The organism is Rheinheimera texasensis DSM 17496 (assembly GCF_000711985.1).
Lineage (GTDB): Bacteria > Pseudomonadota > Gammaproteobacteria > Enterobacterales > Alteromonadaceae > Pararheinheimera > Pararheinheimera texasensis.
This window is the reverse complement of record NZ_KL544006.1, coordinates 409276-430635: the sequence shown is the minus strand read 5'-3', so window position 1 is coordinate 430635 and position 21360 is coordinate 409276. Positions and strand designations below refer to the sequence as shown.

23 protein-coding genes are annotated in these 21360 nt (G+C 46.9%); 13 read left to right on the top strand and 10 right to left on the bottom strand.

What is annotated here, in order from left to right; genetic code table 11:
* Positions 1-2 precede the first annotated feature (2 nt).
* Both Q399_RS0119120 and Q399_RS0119115 read left to right on the top strand, forming a co-directional pair.
* Positions 3-968 (top strand): Gfo/Idh/MocA family oxidoreductase, encoded by a 966-nt coding sequence (locus Q399_RS0119120; RefSeq protein WP_031571385.1) that lies wholly within the window; start codon positions 3-5, stop codon positions 966-968.
* Positions 965-2062, top strand: coding sequence for a hypothetical protein (locus Q399_RS0119115; protein ID WP_031571383.1), 1098 nt, complete (start codon positions 965-967; stop codon positions 2060-2062). Before Q399_RS0119120 ends, Q399_RS0119115 begins: the two co-directional genes overlap by 4 nt.
* On the opposite strand, the gene Q399_RS0119110 is transcribed toward Q399_RS0119115, so the two are convergent.
* The 5 genes from Q399_RS0119110 to Q399_RS0119090 form a co-directional block, all read right to left on the bottom strand.
* Positions 2023-2619 (bottom strand): SIS domain-containing protein, encoded by a 597-nt coding sequence (locus Q399_RS0119110; protein ID WP_037046668.1) that lies wholly within the window; start codon positions 2617-2619, stop codon positions 2023-2025. The genes Q399_RS0119115 and Q399_RS0119110 overlap by 40 nt on opposite strands.
* An 85-nt stretch (positions 2620-2704) precedes the next feature.
* Positions 2705-3601 (bottom strand): transketolase family protein, encoded by an 897-nt coding sequence (locus tag Q399_RS0119105; RefSeq protein ID WP_031571379.1) that lies wholly within the window; start codon positions 3599-3601, stop codon positions 2705-2707.
* 9 nt (positions 3602-3610) lie between these two features.
* The gene (locus Q399_RS0119100; RefSeq protein WP_031571378.1) at positions 3611-4399 is read right to left on the bottom strand and encodes a transketolase; all 789 of its coding nucleotides are present in this window, start codon (positions 4397-4399) and stop codon (positions 3611-3613) included.
* 9 nt (positions 4400-4408) lie between these two features.
* Positions 4409-5236, bottom strand: a complete 828-nt coding sequence (locus Q399_RS0119095; protein WP_157836353.1) for a cephalosporin hydroxylase family protein — start codon at positions 5234-5236, stop codon at positions 4409-4411.
* Positions 5237-5244: 8 nt separating this feature from the next.
* Complete coding sequence (locus tag Q399_RS0119090; protein ID WP_031571375.1) at positions 5245-6120, bottom strand: NAD-dependent epimerase/dehydratase family protein; 876 nt, start codon at positions 6118-6120, stop codon at positions 5245-5247.
* Positions 6121-6467: 347 nt separating this feature from the next.
* Between Q399_RS0119090 and Q399_RS0119085 the strand changes: the two genes are divergently transcribed.
* Genes Q399_RS0119085 through Q399_RS0119050 form a run of 8 tightly spaced genes read left to right on the top strand, consistent with a single transcriptional unit; the run spans position 6468 to position 14012 of the window.
* Positions 6468-7724, top strand: coding sequence for an HAD-IIIA family hydrolase (locus tag Q399_RS0119085; RefSeq protein WP_084164524.1), 1257 nt, complete (start codon positions 6468-6470; stop codon positions 7722-7724).
* Positions 7702-8742: an NAD-dependent epimerase/dehydratase family protein gene (locus Q399_RS0119080; protein ID WP_031571371.1), complete on the top strand. Its 1041-nt coding sequence runs from the start codon at positions 7702-7704 to the stop codon at positions 8740-8742. Before Q399_RS0119085 ends, Q399_RS0119080 begins: the two co-directional genes overlap by 23 nt.
* The gene (locus tag Q399_RS0119075) at positions 8735-9982 is read left to right on the top strand and encodes a class I SAM-dependent methyltransferase (RefSeq protein WP_084164522.1); all 1248 of its coding nucleotides are present in this window, start codon (positions 8735-8737) and stop codon (positions 9980-9982) included. The genes Q399_RS0119080 and Q399_RS0119075 overlap by 8 nt, the downstream gene beginning before the upstream one ends.
* Positions 9972-10547 carry a dTDP-4-dehydrorhamnose 3,5-epimerase family protein gene (locus Q399_RS0119070; protein WP_051686178.1) on the top strand — a complete coding sequence of 192 codons (576 nt, stop codon included), beginning with the start codon at positions 9972-9974 and terminating at the stop codon, positions 10545-10547. Before Q399_RS0119075 ends, Q399_RS0119070 begins: the two co-directional genes overlap by 11 nt.
* Positions 10544-11419 (top strand): NAD-dependent epimerase/dehydratase family protein, encoded by an 876-nt coding sequence (locus Q399_RS0119065; protein ID WP_031571366.1) that lies wholly within the window; start codon positions 10544-10546, stop codon positions 11417-11419. Before Q399_RS0119070 ends, Q399_RS0119065 begins: the two co-directional genes overlap by 4 nt.
* Positions 11416-12414: a GHMP family kinase ATP-binding protein gene (locus tag Q399_RS0119060; protein ID WP_031571364.1), complete on the top strand. Its 999-nt coding sequence runs from the start codon at positions 11416-11418 to the stop codon at positions 12412-12414. Before Q399_RS0119065 ends, Q399_RS0119060 begins: the two co-directional genes overlap by 4 nt.
* Before the next feature lie 25 nt (positions 12415-12439).
* On the top strand, positions 12440-13204 hold the full coding sequence (locus Q399_RS0119055; protein ID WP_031571363.1) for a TylF/MycF/NovP-related O-methyltransferase: 765 nt from the start codon (positions 12440-12442) through the stop codon (positions 13202-13204).
* A 10-nt stretch (positions 13205-13214) separates the two neighbouring features.
* Positions 13215-14012: a phytanoyl-CoA dioxygenase family protein gene (locus tag Q399_RS0119050; protein ID WP_031571361.1), complete on the top strand. Its 798-nt coding sequence runs from the start codon at positions 13215-13217 to the stop codon at positions 14010-14012.
* 52 nt (positions 14013-14064) lie between these two features.
* Here Q399_RS0119050 and Q399_RS0119045 read toward each other — a convergent pair whose 3' ends face one another.
* Positions 14065-14859 (bottom strand): class I SAM-dependent methyltransferase, encoded by a 795-nt coding sequence (locus Q399_RS0119045; protein ID WP_031571360.1) that lies wholly within the window; start codon positions 14857-14859, stop codon positions 14065-14067.
* 196 nt (positions 14860-15055) lie between these two features.
* Between Q399_RS0119045 and Q399_RS0119040 the strand changes: the two genes are divergently transcribed.
* Genes Q399_RS0119040 through Q399_RS0119030 form a run of 3 tightly spaced genes read left to right on the top strand, consistent with a single transcriptional unit; the run spans position 15056 to position 17913 of the window.
* Positions 15056-16087 carry a TIGR00180 family glycosyltransferase gene (locus Q399_RS0119040; protein ID WP_031571359.1) on the top strand — a complete coding sequence of 344 codons (1032 nt, stop codon included), beginning with the start codon at positions 15056-15058 and terminating at the stop codon, positions 16085-16087.
* Positions 16084-16500 carry a glycerol-3-phosphate cytidylyltransferase gene (gene tagD, locus Q399_RS0119035; RefSeq protein WP_031571357.1) on the top strand — a complete coding sequence of 139 codons (417 nt, stop codon included), beginning with the start codon at positions 16084-16086 and terminating at the stop codon, positions 16498-16500. Before Q399_RS0119040 ends, tagD begins: the two co-directional genes overlap by 4 nt.
* Positions 16501-16509: 9 nt before the next feature.
* The gene (locus tag Q399_RS0119030) at positions 16510-17913 is read left to right on the top strand and encodes a CDP-glycerol glycerophosphotransferase family protein (protein WP_031571355.1); all 1404 of its coding nucleotides are present in this window, start codon (positions 16510-16512) and stop codon (positions 17911-17913) included.
* A gap of 64 nt (positions 17914-17977) precedes the next feature.
* On the opposite strand, the gene Q399_RS0119025 is transcribed toward Q399_RS0119030, so the two are convergent.
* The 4 genes from Q399_RS0119025 to pseI all read right to left on the bottom strand — a co-directional run bounded on the left by Q399_RS0119025 (position 17978) and on the right by pseI (position 21359).
* Positions 17978-19408, bottom strand: coding sequence for an AMP-binding protein (locus Q399_RS0119025; RefSeq protein ID WP_037046662.1), 1431 nt, complete (start codon positions 19406-19408; stop codon positions 17978-17980).
* Entirely contained in the window at positions 19405-19653 is a 249-nt protein-coding gene (locus tag Q399_RS0119020) for a hypothetical protein (protein ID WP_031571351.1), read from the bottom strand. The genes Q399_RS0119025 and Q399_RS0119020 overlap by 4 nt, the downstream gene beginning before the upstream one ends.
* 78 nt (positions 19654-19731) lie before the next feature.
* Positions 19732-20301 carry a GNAT family N-acetyltransferase gene (locus Q399_RS0119010; RefSeq protein ID WP_051686177.1) on the bottom strand — a complete coding sequence of 190 codons (570 nt, stop codon included), beginning with the start codon at positions 20299-20301 and terminating at the stop codon, positions 19732-19734.
* Positions 20298-21359, bottom strand: a complete 1062-nt coding sequence (gene pseI / locus Q399_RS0119005; RefSeq protein ID WP_031571349.1) for a pseudaminic acid synthase — start codon at positions 21357-21359, stop codon at positions 20298-20300. The genes Q399_RS0119010 and pseI overlap by 4 nt, the downstream gene beginning before the upstream one ends.
* Position 21360 lies beyond the last annotated feature (1 nt).

The following is a 21360-nucleotide window of genomic DNA, read 5'->3' as shown; positions in this document are numbered from 1 at the left end:
GTATGATTTGGTTAATCGGCGCTGGCGGTATGGCGCAGGACTACTACAAGGTCATCAGCCATCTAAAGTTGCCAGTCACAGTGATTGGCCGCTCCGAATCGGGTTGTGAGAGCTTCCGTGAAAAAATGGCTGTATTACCGGTAGCCGGCGGTTTAAACAGCTTTTTGTCTCATTCACCTGGGTGTGCTGATTTCGCTATTGTCGCGGTCGGTGTGAGCGATTTGTTCGACACCTGCCGGGCGCTGCTCAGCTATGGTGTCAAACGCATTTTGCTCGAGAAACCCGGAGCCTTGTACATATGGCAGTTAAAGGAACTAGATGAAATTGCCTGCAAAGCGGGCGCTGCCGTGATGATTGCCTATAACCGGCGATTCTACGCCTCGAGTCAAATGGCCAAACAGCTGATTGCCGAAGATGCAGGCGTGTTGTCCTTTCATTTCGAGATGACAGAGTGGTCCCATCTTATCGGCCCGTCACCACACCCAGCCGAAGTCAAAGCACGCTGGCTGATAGCCAACACAGCACACCTGATAGATCTCGCATTTTATCTTGGCGGTGCACCGACTGAAATCAGTTGTTTTCAAGGTGGGCGGCTGGAATGGCATCCGGTTGGTGCTGTTTTTAGCGGTGCAGGCATTGCCGTCAGTGGAGCGATGTTCAGTTATACCGGCAATTGGAGCTCTGCAGGACGGTGGTCTTTAGAACTTTGTACGGCAAAGCGGAAGCTGCGTCTGATGCCGCTCGAACAGCTACAACAGCAGTTAAAAGGTACAGTAGACTGGCAGCCAGTGTTGCTGGACAATTCTCAGGATCATGAATTTAAAGCGGGTCTGCTGGCGCAGGTTCAAGCTTTTATTGCCGGTGACAACCGGCTGTTTTGTGATCTTTCAGCACAGATAAAGCGGTTCAGCGTGTTTGAGCAAATAGCTGGCTACGCTTGTTCGCAGCGGGAGGATGGGGAGACATGACGTCTGGTAAAGCCTTGTTTGTTATCGATACTCCGGCTCAAGTTTTTAATCTGACAGAAGCTCTGCGAGAGTACTCCATAGATAATTACGATGTCATTGTTCATGACTGTTGCCGGGCGGATGCTTATCCCCAATTGTTGCTTTTACTCAAAGAATTAGCCCCCAGAAAGCTGATTCAAGTTCCTCGCCAGACCGGGGAAATTGAATTGAGAATTTCCTGTTACGGTCAATATGTTTCTGCTCTGAGTAAGGAGTCGTACTCCCTGGTATTTTTTACCAATGTTCGTCAGCAATGGCAGCGGGACGTAGTTTGCAGTCTGTCCGGCTCTAAAGTTGTTCTGATGGATGACGGCAACGCAACATTAGTATTTTATCGTTATCTATTCAGTAAACAGCAGTTTTTTGATTTCCCGGCAGACCCTGATGCACAGAGAGCACAAAGAGCCGCGCAATGTAGACAGGAGCTTGGCATCTCAACGATTGCGCCTGAGCGGCTTGAGTTGTTTACAGTCTTTGAATTACCAGAACTGCCCTGGCTCAGTGTGCGGAAAAACGTGCTTAGCGCGATGCAATATCATCATCAAAGTGTAAATCGGCAGCAAATGTTGTTGCTGGGGGGCGGTGAGGTTGAGCTTGGATTTATCAATGTTTCTGAATATCTGCTGCTGTTAAACAAGGTTCGTTGGCTTTACCCAGAGCTTGAGATTATTTTTCTGCCGCACCGGACAGCGACGACTGAATTATTAGAGTACGTGAGAGAAATACCCGGAGTCAGTGTGTTGCAAACGGGAGTGCCGGTTGAAACCTGGTTATCGCAAACTAGTGTGCCGCCGTTTTTGGTGTGTGGATTTTATTCGATGGCATTGACGACAATATCTTTATGTTTTAATGCGCTTGAAGTTGTTGTGTTACGGCCTCCTTTGCATGTTTGGCATGCCGCGGAGAAGACCCATGTCTGGAACCTTACCCGCTGCAATAACTTACAAATGATCGAGACCGTAGTCGATTATTTGTCAGTAGCCAAAGGGCTGAAGGTTACCCCTTTAACAGTTACTCAGGCTCTGACCGACGGGAAATCCAGTGTATCTTGCTGATATTGGCTAATGGCCTGATAGAGTGATTTCATCAGCATATGCCCGATGATTACCTGAATATCTTCGGAGATTTGCATGTCCTGAACATTTGCGTGGATAACATGATCCGCCATTTTCGCCGCTTTACCACCATCAAACCCGACAATAGCATAACTGGTCATGCCGCAGAGCTTAGCTTGTTGTAATGCCTGAATAATATTTGCCGAGTTTCCACTACCGGATAACACAAGCAGGACATCACCTGTTTGCGCTTTGACTTTCAACTGATGTGCAAACACATTCTGATAACCGATATCGTTCGCCAGACAGGTCATAACCGCACTATTAGCCGGTAGAGCTTCAACATCAAGCGCTAACCCGTTTGGGTTAATGCCGTAAGTAAAGTCATTGGCGATGTGAATTGCATTGCCGGCGCTGCCACCGTTGCCGCAAATGAACAGCCGTTTCCTTGCCAGCCAGAGATCAAACAGCTGCTCGGCCAAATGATCGAAGGTGGTCTGATCCAGGTTTTGCAGGGCGTCACTTAACTGCTGTGTGTACTGCTGAAAAATGCTCATTTGTTTGTTCCTCTTAAGCGGCGACCATATTCGGAATCAGTGCTGCGGCCGTTGATTCTCACCGAAGCGCTCTTATTCTCTGTCCCTATTGCAGTGATTGAAAAAAGTCGGCGAGCTTCTGAGTGCTCAGCCCATATTTGTCTTCAAAATAATCTTTATGTCCAACTTCGTGACTATATTCCACCGGCACACATCGGGGTAGTAACCGGACTCCCGTCAGCTGTTGCTCGACCAACCACTGACATAACGAGTTGTACAAACCACTTGATTTCAATTGGTCTTCAACAACGACAACAGTCGAATATTTCTGAAAGAGCGGTAATAAATCCGTCGTGGAAAGTGGATGAATATGGTTCATCGCATAGAGAGCGACATTACCTTGGCCAGCGAGTGCTTTATAGCAATTCTCAAACTGTGTCCCGTGTGTAATGACCAGCGTTGACGCATTCGGCGGAGCTAAAACAAATTGATTCATCTTGGTCAGCGGCACAGTGGGGTCAAAATCGCCTTTACCGATGCGGACATAACAAGGTCTGTCAGAAGTGTTCAGGTATTCCATGATCAATGGAATTGCGGATACTGCGACCGGAGAAATAATTTCAATACCAGGCAAGCCTTTAATACAGCCGATTTCATCTATCACATGGTGTGTTGGCCCCAGGATACCGTTATCAAAACCGGTTGAGGTCCCAACCAGGACCACTGGATAATCGTGCAGGCAAATATCGTTGCGGATCTGCTCAAACGCGCGTTCGATCAGGAAGTTTGATATCGTGTAACAATAAGGTCTAAATCCGGTATTGCACAGACCGGCAGCAATACTTGCCATATTGGCTTCAGCGATGCCGACGTTATAGGTCCGCTCCGGATATTTTTCCTGCATGGATTCGATGAGCCCCAACCCCATGTCTGCACAGAGAAAAAAAGTATTTGGCTGCTCGGCCATTTGTTTTTCCAGAAGTTTAAAGAATACACCGCGCATAGAGACCTCTTAATACAATTCTGCCAATGCTTTGGCGTAACTTTCATCGTTCAGCGGCCGATAGTGCCAGGCGTTTTGTGCTTCCATAAACGGCACACCTTTCCCTTTGACCGTATCGCAAATAATCGCAACTGGCTTGTTTGCAAATGCCGTTGTCTGAATGTTGTCAAACAGTTGTTGTAGTTGGTGCCCATCCTGCCGGATGGTGTGAAAGTTAAATGCTTCCAGTTTGTCTGCCAGCGGTTCAAGGCTGCAAAAACTATCGGTTAGACCTATACCACTGAGTTTATTGTTATCGATAAGGACGCACAGGTTATCCAGCTTTAAATGACCAGCCAGCATGAATGCTTCATAGTTAGATCCTTCATTCAACTCGCCATCTCCAAGGATGACAAAGACTCGTGATTTTAACTTGCGGGCTTTAAGACCCATTGCCATACCAACGCCTGCGGATAACCCATGTCCCAGCGCACCTGTTGAGTGTTCTACCATTGGATGAAAATGGTTCGAATGCCCACTTAACAATGAGCCTGCACTGTAATAGGTATTGAATTCGGCCTCGCTGATAAGGCCACAATGATGGAGAGTCGTGTAAAGCGCGGCAGCCGCGTGGCCTTTGCTCAAAATGATACGGTCGCGGTCAGCTTCCTGACTGGCAATTTTACTGATATCAACAGATTGAAATACCGCAGAAAGTATTTCGATACAGGATAGACAAGTGCCGATGTGTGATGCCTTGGACTTGTGTGCGATGCCCAATAATGTACGGCGTAAGCTCAGCGGGGCAAGCGGTTGCATAGAAACTCCTCAGATACTCATGTCTCGGCGTTTTAAGAAACCCATAGGGGACGAGGTGATTTTCATCCTGCTGTAGTGTTCATCCACCACCCATTCACCTTCACTTGCTGTAACGAATTCACGAATAGCCCGTAACGGATTGTCTTCAGCCCATTCAGGTTTGCCATTAGGTAAAGTTGCAGCCCATTCCTGAGCGCCATCCATCACGACCATATAGCAATCGATACCCACAAATTGTTGGTACAGTTCTATTTCTTTTTTGACGTGCTGATAGCTGTGATTGGAGTCAAGGACGACCAGGCATTTGGCTCCGGGTCTGGCAATGTGACGAACCTGTTTGATTACTTCAGGATCTATTGAACTACCTTCAATTAAATGGATGCGCTTTGCCATCGGGTGGTTTTTAATCGCAGTTTCGTTATATTTGCGAATTTCTACATCAATTCCGATCACCTGACCTTTGCCGATGAGCTCCAGAATCGAAGCATGCAATACGCATGAGCCACCATGTGCAACGCCAGTTTCAATGATGTAGTCAGGCCTTATTTTCCAGATGAGTTCCTGCATCATGACCATATCGGTTGGATACTGGATTATAGGAATACCCATCCAGGTCGGCTCATACATGACCCTTTGATGACAGGATGCTCTCAACCATAAGTCGGCAGCAACTTTGTATCCTTCAGCAGAATAAAGATCGACCTCTTCGATGAGATTTCCGTCCTCTGATTTGACTGTCAATGCAATTTTCAAGTGGTTATCCTTTTTGCGCGCATAATAGTGAAATTCACAATGATTACCTGCAATATCGGCCAGTGTTATCCCAGCTTTAGTCACTTAATCACTCAATTTACTGTTAACAACGAGCGTAAACCGGCTTCGAGATCTAGTTGTGCTCTGAAGCCAATCAGGTTTGTGGCTTTTTCATTAGAGACATTACGAATATTGGGGGCAGCTGGCGCGGTTTCGCTGATTTGTACTGTTTTATCATGGATTTGTTCAGAAAGACTGATAATTTCACCCAAACTGATCAATTTAGAACCTTGTAAATTGATGATTTCAAAACCCTTTGTCTGAAAGCTGGCAATAATGCCGGCAACGATGTCATCAACATGAATGAAACTACGGGCTGTTTCTAATGAGCCCACCTTAATTTCCGTTTGATCGCGTACCTGGAAAAATAATGACTCAACTGCAGACCAGTTTGTCGGCCGAGGTCCGTAGATAATGCCAAAACGCAGGATGGTTGTGTCACAGAATCCATGCTGATACTTTTGCCGTAAGTTATTTTCGGAAACTAACTTGGACAACGCATACTCGGAAGTATGATTCGAGATGTTAATCAATGAATTTTCTGTTTTCAGACTGACGGCATCACATAAATCGTATACCCACTCTGTGGATGCAAAAATAAACTGCTGTACCTGATGGGTCGCAACAGCATCTATCAATGCCAATGTACCCATTACATTCGTCGCAAAGCATTCGGTTGCGCGGTTGCGGCAATCCGGATCACGGGAAAGTGCAGCCAGATGAATCACAATGTCCGTGTTTTGAGGGATTAGTTGATTTAACTTTGGATTCAATAAATCGCTCTGCAAAAAACGCCCGTCGCTGGACGGTGCTGCGTCAATACCGCTTAATTTATGGCCAAGCTGGTCGAGTGCCCGGATCAGCCTTTTGCCGACAAAGCTCTCTGTTCCGGTAATGAAAATATTCATATCTCAATTCCTGTCGGAGGTTCTGGTTATTTGTAGGGAAAAGCCTTTGGCTCAGTCTGATAAATGCAATGACAGCAAAAATTGTGCCTGAAAGCTCGTAAGCAATCACGCAAAATTCCGGAAACTCTTAAGAACTCAATGGTCAAGAATTGAGACTCGTTGTCGATAGAGTGATGTGTATCAGAAGCTGGCATATTTATTGAAAACACCCAGACGAGTTTGGCTGAAAGCGAAAATGAACAAAGTTGTTGAATATATAGTGGAAAACAACTCATGCTTCAGTCTGGAAGCGAAGGCTCGTTCAAAATATCAGATATATGTCAATAATTTGACTGTGAGGCAGTGATTTGCAGAATGTAAAAATTTCTCAAGCCGTTGTGCTTGCTGGTGGACTCGGTACCCGACTGCTGCCATTAACCAGGGAAACGCCTAAGCCGATGGTCGACGTGAACGGTAAACCATTTCTGTGGTATTTACTGCATCAACTCAAAATCCAGGGAATTTCAAAAGTTCTGTTATTAACCGGTTATCTGCATCAAAAAATTTTCGACTACTTTGGCCGCGGCGAAGCTCTTGGGCTAGAAATCAGCTATTCACAGGGAGATGTAGAATGGGATACAGGTCGTCGCCTCTACAGAGCGTTTCACTTGCTTGATGAGACCTTTTTTTTGCTATATAGCGACAACTATGTCAACTACAACCTTGCTGTACTAACCGAGCATTATCTTGCCCAACAATGCCTGCTGTCATTGCTCGTTGTACCTAAGAAAAACGGCAATATCGCACTGACATCCGAGTCCAAAGTCGCGTGTTATGATTCGAAACGGCAAAAAGAAGGGCTAGATTATGTGGAACTGGGATTTATGTGTGTCAATAAATCCGTGGTATCGATGATCAATGATGCTGAAAACCAATCGTTTTCTAGAATATTACAGCAACTTGCTGACATTGGTCAGTTAAGTGCATATCTGACACCGCAGCAGTATCACAGCATCTCTGATCCGGTTCGCCTTAGTTACACCGCCGAATTTCTTAAACATAAAAAACTGATTTTGTTAGACCGTGATGGCACCATCAATATAAAGGCGCCAAAAGGTAGCTATATCACTTCTGCCAAGCAATTCGAAGTTATCGCGGATAATGTGGCAGCACTCGCGAGTCTTGGGCAAATAGGTTTTCGGTTTGTGGTTATCACGAATCAGGCAGGTCTGGCGACGGGCGATCTGTCTGAACATCAACTCGCAGCTATACACGAAAAAATGTGCCGGGAACTTGCCAAAACAGGCGTCTATATTGATGCAGTTTATGTTGCTGGTGCGCATTGGCAGGATGTGCAAGATTTTGATCGTAAACCCAATCCAGGCCTATTTCTGAAAGCCAGCTATGACCTTCAACTTTGTCTCAGCCAAACGTGGTATATCGGCGATGATTCGCGGGATATGCTGGCAGCCCGCAATGCAGGTTGCCGGGGACTCTTTCTGGGAAGTCCAGATGAGTTAACACTACCTCTTCAAGAATTTATTGATTTGGCCTCGTTAAACATGGCCAGTCTGACTGATTTTATTGCTAAGGAGTACAACCATGAAAGTCATGGTCACTGGTGATCGCGGTTACATTGGTTCGGTGTTGGTCGACCAGCTCGCGAAATTACAATATGACATTATTGGTTTAGATACCGGATTTTATGACGATTGCGAGTTGGAACAACAGGAACGGGTTTATAGATCCATCACCAAAGACATCCGCGACGTTGCAGCTGAAGACCTCGTGGGGGTCGATGCAGTCATTCATTTGGCCGCATTATCAAATGATCCGCTTGGTGAATTAAAAGCGGGGATCACCGAGGAAATTAACTACCGGGCTGCAGTAAGGTTGGCCCGACTGGCAAAAAATGCGGGTGTTTCCCGTTTTATCTATGCGTCATCACAGAGCATGTACGGTATTGCTGACTCCGATGCAGAGTTAGACGAAGATAATTCAGTGAAACACCCGATCACAGCCTATGCGAAAACTAAATGGCAAGCAGAGCAGGAACTGAAAACTCTCGTAAGCGAAACATTTTGTGTAGTCTGTTTCCGGCCCTCTACTGTATTCGGTTGGTCACCCCGTCTGCGTTGTGACATTATTTTTAACAACCTTTTAGCCTGCGCCTATACCACAGGCAAAATTGAGATTAAAAGTGACGGCACGCCATGGCGACCAATAGTCCATGTTCAGGATGTCTGTAAAGCTTTTATTGCCGGATTAACAGCACCGGTTTCGCTGATAAATGGCCGGTCTTATAACGTCGGTATTGAAAATGGCAATTACACCGTCAGGCAAATTGCAGAAACAGTCAGTACTTTAGTAGCCGGATGCGATTTGGTATTTACCGGGGAACATGGCTCAGACGCCAGAACCTATCGTGTTGGCTTTAACCGAATTCTGACGGAGTTACAGGATTATTATCAACCGGCATGGGACCTCGTCAGAGCTGGACAGGAAATGCTGGCTAAATTCGAAGATATTGATTTTAAAGAACAAGACTTCCGGGGCCCGCGTTGCACCAGATTGGCACAACTCGATGATCTATTAGCTTCGGGGAAATTGGATGACAATCTGTTTTGGGTGAAGCATGAATAGAATCTATCACGAAGTTCATCATTGCCGGATTTTTCCGGAACAGCCGCTCGAAGTATTCTTTGATATGGGGCTTCAACCACCAGCAAATAGTTTACGCCGGGACAAGTCAGAACCCTTGCCGCAAATCCCATTGGTGTTGGGATGGTCTGAGCAAGCTAAATCTGTGCAACTGACAGTTGATGTGGATAGCGAATACCTGTTTAAACACTATGTATGGGTTACGGGTACGTCGCAGACTGCAAAAGATTATGCGCAGTATTTTTGTCAGCAATTCCTGCAACGCACACCAGAAAAACAACCATTTATCGTTGAAATGGCCAGTAATGACGGAACCTTTTTAAAGCCCTTTATTGAAAGAGGGATCAAGGTATTAGGTGTTGATCCTGCCGCCAATATTGCGCAAGCCGCTAACGCTCAGGGGATCCCGACACTCGCAGATTTTTTCAATGCAGGCAGTGCTCAGCATGTGATCGATAACTATGGTCAATGTGACGGATTTATTGCCCGCAATGTCATTCCCCACGTGGAACACATTGACGAAATTATGCAGTCATTAGTTCGGTTATTGTCCGATGAAGGTATAGGTGCGTTTGAGTTTCATTATGCTGGCAAGATATTTGACGAATTGCATTACGATTCTGTGTATCACGAGCACTTGTTTTATCATTCGTTGACGAGTATGCAGAACCTGCTGAATAAATACGGTTTTTTCCCGTTTGACCTGTTTCAGAGCCCTATTAGTGGTGGCTCATACGTTATTTTCTTTAGCAAAAAAAGCAAAGAAATCACAGATTCACTTCGAGATGCTCTGCAACACGAAATGGCAAGTGGGATCAACGATTTGGCATCCTGGAAAAACTTCGCGCAAAAGTCACTTGAACATGCCAAAAGTTTACGCGAAGCCTTAGATGCTGAACTGGCTGCAGGCCGACGTGTCATCGGTTATGGTGCATCTGCACGGAGCTCAACACTGTTAAATTTTGCTGGTATTGATGCGCAATATTTGACTTGCATAGCAGATAAGAGCCCTTACAAACATTATTGTTATACGGCGGGCACAGATATTCAGATTCTGCCACCTGCTGAAGCGTTGGCTACAAAACCGGATACCATTTTGTTACTTGCTTGGAATTTTGAACAGGAAATAGTCCAGGAACTTCAGCAGACCTATGGTTTTACTGGCAAAGTTATAGTGCCCTTGCCAGGACCTGTGCGTGAGGTTTGGATAAATGCAGTTTAACCAACTTCAAATCCATGGTTCTTATCTGATTGAATCTTCGCCGTTTGCTGATAGTCGTGGTGTCTTTCGTCGTAGTTTTTGCATGACCGAGTTTCAACAGGCTGGCGTTTCATTTCAAATCCGGCAAACAAACATTTCGGAGAACTTCGCTTGTAATACATTGCGTGGCTTTCACTTTCAGATGGCACCCTTTGGCGAAGATAAAATTATGACGCCGGTGAGTGGTCGTTTTTTTAATGTCACTATCGACCTGCGTCCAGACTCGCCGACTTTTCTGACGCAGCAAACCATTCAATTAAATAGCGAGGCCCGCCATGCATTGCTGATCCCAAAAGGATGTGCCAATGCTTTCTTGACGTTGGCTCCTGATAGCACGATGTTGTATTACATGTCGGAATTGTATAGCCCTTCACACTATTACGGCTTTCGTTGGAATGATCCTTTGGTGAATGTTGACTGGCCTGCACAGCCGATATCCATATCAGAAAAAGACCAGCAATATGCCGATTTTGATTTATCAACCTACCTGGCATTATATAGCCGCACCAATGGGCAACAGCGATGAAGTTATTTGTCAGTGGTATCAGTGGCTTTATCGGAAGCGCATTACAACGCCAACTTGACCCGGCTCAGGTGACGTTAAGTTCAATAAGCAGATCGCAAAATGTGCCTGGAGGCTTAAAAGCATCTTTTGCAGAAATTGCAGTTGTCAGAAGTTATCTACGTGAGACCCAGCCTGAAAGTGCAATTTTATTGGCGTGGCAAGGATTACCTGATTATTCACCTGCACTTTGTATGGAGAATCTAAACCAGCAATCCATGCTTATTCTCGAGTTACTGCAGGCTGGATGTCGGCGCATCGTTTTGGCTGGCAGTTGTTGGCAATATGGCCAGCAATCTGGAGCTGTTAACGAGTTGATGCTACCCAATCAGCCTGGCGTGTTTGCTTCGACAAAAAATGCTGTTTTTCAGATTGCAGACGCCATGTGTCGGGATTTTGGGGCAACTTTGGCGGAAGCTCGAATCTTTTATAGCTACGGCCCGGGACAACGACCACAATCACTGTTACCTACGCTTTCGGCGCAGATTATGCAGGGAGATATCCCACAGGTGAATACTCCTTATCATGCCGTTGATTTTATTCACGTTGATGATGTGGCTCGGGCTTTGTTAATGCTTGTTGAGCGCACATCGGAACAGGGGATTTTTAATGTCGGGAGTGGTCGGGCTGTTTCTGTTGCCCAAATTGTCAATCTGATGCTGGAGTCTGCCGGACAGGCGCCGATATATCAGGATACGTCACCAACACAGCAGTGGTGGGCGGATGTTTCGAAACTAAATCGGCTCGGATTCTCGTGCCAAGTGCAATTACACGATGGTATCAGGCAAATCATTGCCAATGACCTTGAACGAAGAGCTGTAATGGGGGCCACATGATCATTTCCAGAACACCATTTCGGACCAGTTTTATTGGCGGCGGTACTGATCTGGCGGCATTTTGCGATGTGGAACCCGGTGCTGTCATTAGTTGTGCAATCCAGAAATACATTTACGTTACTGCAAAACGTCAGATGCCGATTGCGGACTATAAATACCGGATAAGCTGGAATAAATTAGAGTTCACCAACGAAATTGAAGAGATTGAGCATCCAATCATTCGTGAAGCTCTTAAAATGTTCGACATCGATTATCCTCTTGAGATCACTACTTTTGCCGACGTTCCATCACAAACCGGGCTCGGGTCATCCAGTTCATTTACAGTCGGATTATTAAACGTACTGCATGCATTAAGGCGTGAAAGAGTATCAAAAGGTCAGCTTGCCCGGGAAGCTGCGGAACTGGAAATTAATCGTCTAGGACGAAAAATAGGGACGCAAGACCACTATGCTGCAGCATATGGTGACTTTAATATTTTCCGGTTTTATCCGAACTTACGCACATCGGTCACTCCGGTTTTGTATAAAGCCGAAAGAGTCACCGCGCTGGAACAGCGATTGCTGTTGTTCTACACCAGAAAAACCCGAGATGCCGGTGAACTGCTGGCTGTACAATCACAAGAAATGAGTCAAAAACAAAAGTTTGATTCCTTGAAACAAATGCTTCAGTACATTCAACCACTTGAAGAGACGTTGACTGGAGGCCGACCTCTGGATGACTTTGGCGAGATCCTTCATACCGGCTGGATGTTAAAAAAGCAGCTCAGCAGTTTGATTGCTGATCAGCAAATTGACGAGATGTATAGCAAGGCCAGAGCGGCCGGGGCTATTGGCGGAAAATTACTGGGCGCAGGTGGTGGTGGGTTTCTGTTGGTTTATGTCCGCCCTGAGCAGAGACAACAAGTGATGCAAGCAATGAATGGCTACTTTTGTCTGCCCGTAAGATTCGACACCGCAGGGTCCCGCATTACGTATTTTGATAGTTTTAGTTTGTAATCTGAAGCATTTAGAGAAGGCATTTATGAATACTGATTATACAAAAATGGGAACTAGCCCATTTGATGGCGATATATGGTCTGAGCTGGCTCAAGTGATCAGCGACAATCAATTGACCAGTCAGGATGTGCTGGAAAACTTTATGTTGTTCTATCGCCGGGTAAACTTTGCCAAATTTGTTACCCATATTGAGTTGTTTAAGCATACTGTGGATTTACCAGGCTCTATTGTCGAGCTTGGTGTCTTTAAAGGTGCATCTTTTATGACTTTTTTGAAACTCTGTGATGTGTACTGCGCAGGAGACACTCTCAAAAAAGTTATTGGTTTTGATACCTGGACAGGGTTTGTGGACTTAGATGTAAAGGACGGTGCGGAAAACATCAAACGGGACAAAGTCGTTGGTGGTTTTAACGCATCGACCTTCCTTCCAGTGCTGCGCCAAGCGATCGAAATTGAGCAAAGAGACTCGATGATCCCCCGGTTTTCCCGAGCGGAACTTGTACAAGGGGACTGTCGCCATACAATTCCTCAATATCTCGAGAAAAATCCTGGTTTGCGTATCTCCATGCTACACCTTGATTTGGATTTATATGAACCAACGAAGGTAGCACTCGAGCATTTGTATGACAGGGTTGTACCTGGCGGAGTTGTGATCCTTGATGAGTATGGTATGGAAGGTTTTCCCGGAGAAAGCCTTGCTTTTGATGAATTTTTTGCGGGACGTAGACCTGTACTAAAGAAATTCCCTTTTATCTCTACGCCGGGTGGTTATTTCATCAAAGGTGAATAAGGAGCCTGACATGCAGCCCAATCAGGAACTGTACAATCAGGAAGGCATCCTGAAAATACAACTTGGAGCCTCGGTGATGGAGCTCAAATTGAAGCTAGCCGAGGAGATTTGTGCATGGTTAGCATATTGGGGATATCCATATTGTCGTCCGTCGTCACTGGCAACCGATTTAATGCAAATAGCCCGTAGTGATAGGGCTTTGCTTGGCAAACTTTACAAAGTTTGCCGACGTTTTCCTTCTATTAAACAATTGGCGGCTGCACCGGATTTCGTTCGGATCGCCGGCCAGTTAATGGCTTCCCCATTAGTTTCATGTTGCAATTTTGTTTGTTTACGGTTTGATATTCCGGGAGAAGATAAATATTTGCTTGGTATACATCAAGACTTTCCCTACATTCAGGGCAGCGAAAATGGCCTTACATTCTGGCTTGCTCTCGGAGATGTTGAATTGGAGATGGGGCCACCAGCTTATGTCAAAGGCTCACATTTAAATGGGACTTTGCATGTGACTGAAAAAAAATTGTCGGATACTTATGGGAAAAATGGCGGAAGCACTATTCAAATAGCGAACTTGGATCTGATGAAGGATTGTAAGTTTGAAAATGAAGCGGTGTCAGATCATGAGTGTCTGGTTTTTTCGACGTTGTTATTACATCGAAGCGAACAAAACGTAAGTAATAAAGTCAGAATCAGTTTGCAGCTTCGGTTTGATGACTTATGCAATATCAAAAGTTTTGAGAGAAATTATCCGGAAGGGTTGTATCTGGGAAATCAGTTTTCCGATAGTTATCCAGAGTACATTCGTTGAAACAAAATACTCGACTATTTTAACAATCGTCGATAAAAAACAATGGGAGGCGTTAGCCTCCCACCATGTCGAGCTTTGTATTTGCCGGATGTTGTAACCAGGCTAGTCCTGTGCGAGCCAGAAGGCCTGATTTACCATTGTCGGTAATAATTAAAGGTAACAGTCTGCGTTCCACACACACCTGGAAAAAAGCATTTGCCCAATTTAAGTCGTCCGCTAATATCACTGCATTTTCGCTGAGTTTTGGCCAAATGATCTCGAATTCTCTAAGAACAAAATTGTGAGCATGGTCACTGTCATGCATAAAAATATCAATTTGTTTATCAAATAATGGCAACGTTTGATGACTATGGCCACGAATTAATGTCCATGCCTTTTTTAGATTCTCATGGACCATGAATCCCACATCTAATCCAGCTGGAATTATTTCTGAATCACCAACGAGATGATGCCTGTTTAGATCCTGAATTTCGTTGGCTGCCAGATCAAATGAGTACAGATGGCCTTTGCCATTACGACGTAGCGCGTTCAGAATGAAAGCTGTATTGCCGCCATAAAAGACTCCGGTTTCAACAAAAACTTCAGGCTGTCTCATCCGAACCAATACATACAAGAGTATTCGCTGAATCCCAAACCAGTCGACGCTATCTAAGGATTCATGCCTAAAGATGCCTTTTTGATGATACTGACGACAGAATGCTAATTGCTGATTAATTTCACCGAGGAACTGCTTGTCATCCAAAAGCTCCTGATAAATTTGCTGTATTTCCAGTTCCGGAGCCCCAAAATAATCAGCCAGTAACGTGATAGTCATTTTATTTATTTCACGGCAGATAAAAGCATCCATATGAGATCCCGAAAAAATTGATTTGTTATAAGCTAACACGTGTTTGGAGTTTCCGGGAGTCAAGCAGCTTACAAATTCAGTTTTATCCTTTCGGTTTATCCAAAAAATAAACAGTCGGATGCCGAAGTACTTTTATCGCTAAACATTTTGCCGTGATCGTCGATAAGGTAAAAACACAATACGGTGGAATAAAAAAATGCAAAATTTAGAAAAACTAACCATCGTCATACCTACATATAACAGGCCTGAGTTCGTACTTCGAAACATGCGCTATTGGTCCGGCAAGGGTTGCACCGTGATCGTGATGGATGGCAGTTTAACACCCATTGCCGAGAGCCAGTTAAACGGACTGGCTGTTAATATTCAATACGTCCATTCTCCAGTTGGATTGACAGAGCGCTTGCTTCAGGCGTGCGATATGATCCAGACGCCTTATGCATCCATGTTATCAGATGACGATTTTTTCTCAGAACAAGGCATCTCCGAGGCCATTGATGAACTAAACGAAAATACTTCGTATGCTTGCGTCAATGGCAATTGCGCTAGTTTTCTGTGGAAGGCCAGTGAACAACAGATATCGACTCGTATGCATTATGCGGAGCAAGCGCAGTTTGAAATGCTTCAGGAACAATCCCGTGACCGGCTATTGACTCACTTCAGACATTACACGCCTGTCTCATGTTACGGAGTTCATCGTACGGCAGGTTTCAAGCTGGCTATGCGAGCTGCGGCTCATAAAAATAGTTGTATTTACAGTGCCGAACTTGCGTTCGAATTGGTGACTGCCTGGTTGGGCAAAACTAAAACGATTCCACATTGTTATTGGTTACGTAGTATGGAGAATGAGCCGGTAAACGTGCCTGGGTCTCCTCGCAGTTTCCGATTTCATCATTGGTATACAGATCCAAAATATGTGAAGGAAGTTGAAAGCTGGTATGTGCATATCAGTGCAGTACTCGGTTTTAGGCCTGGGCCGGAACGAGTGAACTTTTATCGTACCTTGAGGCAATCCTGCGAGAACTTTATGGATTTTTGCCGTGAGTACTTCGCAGGCCAAAATCGTGCGGAAAGAGAAAATCCTGGTTGTTGGCAAAATACCGCTGAGAATTGGCAGGTACGAGGCGTGAAAGTCTCCAGCGATATCGTCGAATTTTTAGACCAAGTAAAACAATTCCATATGCAATCTGACCATCATTCACTTCCTTCAGTAATATTAGAATCGGTATGAAAACAGTCATCACTTACGGCACCTTTGATTTATTCCACATTGGTCATTTGAATCTGCTGAAACGCGCTAAATCGTTGGGCGACAAATTGATTGTCGCGGTGTCCACCGATGAATTTAATGCCGGCAAGGGCAAAACTACCTTAATGCCATTTGAGCATCGGGTTGAATTATTACGCAGTGTGCGGTTTGTTGATGAGGTGATTGCTGAAACCTGTTGGGAGCAAAAAATCACCGACGTGCAGCGCTTGGGCGTGGATGTATTTGTGATTGGTGACGACTGGCAGGGGAAATTCGATTTCCTGCAAGAATTTTGTGAAGTCGTCTATCTGCCGCGAACCGATAATATTTCATCCACCGATTTGAAAAAAGCGATACAAGTTTTTATGCAGCTCAAACGCGACTTTTTGGATTAAGAGGTACAAGTGGCCCCAAGCTGTTATCCGCCTGAATATTTCAGACAACTCAAAGTTTATGTTGCACCGGACAATCCGGCAGGGCGTCATCTGGTTGAGGAGTTGTCAGCGTCTGGTGTCCAGGTGTTGGGGATCATCGATAATCTGAAAACCGGTGTCGATGTGATTAATCATGCTGAGCGGGCCCTGCCTTATGACGCTGTTTTAATTGCCCGTAGTGATTACCAGCCGCAAATTGCGGCCGGGATGTGCGAACGTGGCTTTGATAATGACCGCATCTGGTGTTTGCAGGCGGACGGCAAACACTATCAGCGTTATCGCATACCTTCGCTGCTCCAGCGCTGGTCGCAACGGCTGTTGAGTCGGTTGCAGCGCTTACCTTTATTATTTCCGCAGCTTTTCACTGTCTATTACGCAGAAAAATTTGTCGACAGCAATGTGCTGGTGGCGTTTGATTATCATCAGGCTATCGGGTCCAGAGTACGGTTGGTTGTACGTGAACCAGATCGTGAGTTTCATCCGGAGCAGTGCCGGTATCCCTGGCTGGGATGGCTGTATTTATGCTGTGCCCGGGTCGTGGTGATGGATCACGAATCGACCAATCCACTGTTAAATCAACTGCGTCAGCAGCGAAAACTGGTGCAGCTCTGGCATGGGTTGCCATTTAAATATCTGGCTGGCAACAAACATTTTCCGCATGTATTGGACCATTGCTTTGTCTCGAGTTCGGCCTGGTTTAACCGGCACGTTTTTCCGCAGATGTTCAAAGCGAGCAGTTATCTTGCTTTAGGTTATCCACGCAACGATGCACTGGTGCAGATTTCAGAAGCAAGATGTTGGTATAACGCGCTGAGCGCAGCGCAGCTGCAGCAGCTGCGTCAAGGCCGTAAACTGGTGCTGTATATGCCGACTTACCGCGATAACGGTAAAGACCAGCCGCCCATCGACTGGCTGGCGCTTGACCAGCTGTTGCAGGCGTTGGGTGCAGTACTGGTGGTAAAAAACCATCCGTTTCTGGCGCCGTTTGACGAGCTGCGTGCGCAGCCTGATTGCGCGGCTATTTTTCATTACCCGGGCCGGCGCAATGTGTATCCCTGGCTGGCAGACGCCGACCTGCTGCTCACGGATTACTCCTCCGTCGCTTTTGATTTTCTTGGCGTCGACCGGCCAATCATCCATTTTATGTACGATCTTGCAGAGTACCGGCAAGTGCGTGGCCAGTTCCTGATCGACAGTGAAGATTTTATTGCCGGCGACGTCGCGACCGATTTTGCTGACTTATGTCAGGCGCTGCAACATAACCTGACCCAAGACCAACACAGTGAAAAACGACGTTTACTGCGGGAGAAGTTTGCCATCAATACTGATGTCGCCACACCCGCGTTGGTGAGCTATATCGAACAACTGCGCTGACATGCTGTTCAGCTGACGCGGATCTGCTGGCTCAATGCATGGACCAGGTACTGGCCAGCCCATTTCAATGTGAACTCCCGCCCGGGCCTTCGGTGAAGGTCTCTCCACTGGCGATACGCTGCAAGGCCTGATAATGCACTTTACCGTTACTGGTATAAGGAATGTCCCTTACTAAAAGTACTTTAAATAAACTGGGATGGAGTTGCAGACTTTGTTGCAGATAGGTGCTGACAATATTTGCGGCGCTGGATTCGGCATTGGCGTCTATCACTGCGACCACTAAAAAGTCATCGCGGCCGGTACAGACTGTTTGCCAGTGCTCACGCTGCAGCAGTTGTTCGAGCTGGTCGAGTTGCAGGCGTTTACCCTGTAGTTTCAGCATCCGTTTTAACCGGCCAGTGATTTTATAGAGCCCGTTTGGTAGCCGTATCGCCAGATCTCCGGTTGCCAACTCACTGAGTTTATCGGTCGAGCGCAAATCTCCGGAGTTTTGCGCATAATCCAGCATTACATTCGGTCCCTGATAGCAAAGTTCGCCTTCGGTATCGGCCTCAGTAATGACGGCGCGGCTTTGCACCTCGCGCAACATTAAATTGCCACCAGGGATAGCTTCACCAATACAATCGGCGTGATCAGCCAGATACTCAGGCCGCAGCCAGGCAATCCGAGCTGTCGCTTCCGTCTGACCGTACATCAGATAGACCGGCAGGTGCTTCTGTGCCGACAGCTGCTGCACATATTGCCGTAAGTCATCATCCAGCGGGCCGCCGGCCTGTGTCAGATAACGCAGCGCAGGCAAGGGTAAACGCTCAAATCGCAAGGTCTTTAACATCTTATAGCTAAAGGCGACACCGGCCAGGCTTGTGACTGCAAAATCGCGCATCTGCTGCCAAAACTCTTTATTAACCACCGAATAGTCGCTTAACAACACAGTCGCGCCACATAGCAAATGGCTGTTGACCACCGAAAGTCCATAGGAATAGTGCATCGGCAATGCGGTGATGGCGACATCAGACATCTGAATCGGCAGATAACGTGAAATGGCCAGCGCATTACTGTGCAAATTATCCAGCGACAACATCACACTTTTCGGGTCGCCAGTGCTCCCTGAAGTGCTGAGTAATAATGCCAGATCAGGCCGGGTACGAAAGGCACTGGCGCTGACCCGCCGCATCGTTCCTAAATCATCAATCAGCACGGCAATTTCGAGCTGGCGGACCAACAGATCCAGCTGGCTTTGCGGCAGGTTAGGGTCCAGTAATAACAAAGGCCGCTGGTGGCGTAAACAGCACAGATAGGCGACTATCGTCGTGAGGTTGTTGCGGCACTGCAAAGCGCAGGCTTGGTGCGGCCAGACGTCAAACTGGACAAAACGTTGTGCGTAATGATCGGCCAGCTGCGCTAGTTTCAGATAGCTAATCGCAGTGCCGTTGGGCAGTAATAACGCGGTTTGTTCGCCAAATCGTTCCAGATTTTTCGCGAAGTGCAGACTCATAACACCAGACCACCTTCAATAGTCATCTGCTTGGCTGGGACACAGCCTGCGGCGTCCGTATATATAAAGGCAACCGCAGCGCTCAGGCACTTAGCAATGCCCGACAGGTAAAATAAAAAAGTGGCGTTAACATCCAGCGTAAGTGACGTCGCCAGAGGACTGGGTTTGGTCGAAGCAAGGTTGTTGCCCTGCATCATATTGGCGCTCGAGGTGAATGTAATAAGTCTAGGTGCCGAATTCGTCATACAAAGGCCTGCTGCAGCTCGTTGTGGTTGCTTTGCTGTAATTTTTGATATTGCATACGCATCTCCACAGGTTGGCTGTTAACGGGTAAAGCGGGCAAACCGGCTGGTTGCTGCGGTAAATCCGGCCAGGTCAAGCTGCATCTGCTGCAAAACAACCGGGCCAGCTGCAGTGCTGAACTCTCGTTGCACTGTGCTCTGATAACCCAGCTGCTGGTTAAAGCGCAGGGCTGCGCTATTGTCCAGTTTGACATGTGCCAGCAGTGTCGTACAGCCAAGCGTTTTAAAGCAAAACTGATTGAGCGCAAGCGCCGGAAAAAACGCCAGCATAGAGCCCCTAAAACGCGGGTCTGCCAGATAAAAACCGCTTTCCAGTACTGCACTGCCAGAAACAGGCTGGCCCTCAGGCTGTTTCAGATTACAGGCGCCGACCGCGTCGTTTTTATAGCGGATGACAAAATGCTGCTGACTGGCATCTGGCTGAACGCGTTCATACCAGCGTTGTTGGTCGGCTTCGGTTATCTGGCGCTGGTCCAGCATCTGCGCACTGATATCAGGCCGATTGCGCCATTGCCGCAGCAAGGCTAAATCATCAGTAGTGACCGGCGTTAGCACCACGCCATAAGCGGCAATTGGTTCTACCGGTGTCATGCCAATAAATTCCAGCTCAGCGCTGTGCCGCGCGCGACGTCGGTTTTGACGGTTTTGCCCAGTACCATTGGTAGGTATTTAGGTGCAAGACCAAGGCCAGGCCGAATTGAACGCACATTGTCAGTGCTCAGCACATCACCGGCTTTTAAATCCATCGAAATGTATAAGGAGCGACGATGCCGGCGTGAAGCCACTTCTTTGCTGGTGACGCCATAATGTACGGTACCCAGCGCCAGCTGGGCGCGACGGGTTTCATCGACCAGCATTTTTAATTCTGCCGGTTCCAGCGAAAATTCGGCATCGACGCCACCTTCGCAGCGGTCCAGCACAAAGTGTTTTTCAATCACAGTCGCGCCTAAAGCGACGGCGGCGACTGCGACGCCAATTCCGGTGCAGTGGTCGGATAAACCAGCCTGGCACTGAAAAAGTTCAGCTAAATGCGGGATAGTGCGTAGGTTGGCGTCGATCGGTTCAGCCGGATAATTGCTGGTGCATTTGAGCAGGATCAGGTCTTTACAGCCATGAGCACGCAGTACTTCAACGGCCTCAGCCAGCTCGCTCTGGCTTGCCATGCCGGTGGACATGATCACCGGTTTGCCGGTGCGCGCTACGGCAGCGAGCAGGGCATGGTCAGTGTTTTCAAAGGAAGCGATTTTGTAGCAGGGCACCTGCAATGTTTCGAGGAAATCCACTGCAGTCAAATCAAATGGCGTACTAAACGCCACTAGGCCGAGGGCTTTGGCGCGCTCGAAGATAGGTGCGTGCCAGTCCCACGGCGTATTAGCGATTTGGTACAGTTTATAGAGGCTTTGGCCGAACCAGAGACTGTCCGGGTTATCAATAAAAAAATCACCGCTGTCGATGTCGAGGGTCATGGTATCTGCGGTATAGGTTTGCAATTTAATCGCATGGGCGCCAGCGGCAGCGGCTGCATCGACCATGGCTAAGGCTTTATCCAGCGACTGATCGTGATTGCCGGAAAGCTCGGCGATGATAAAAGGGGCTTGCCCGGCACCCAGCTGGTAAGAGCCCAGTTGAATATTCTCAGCTTTGGTCATG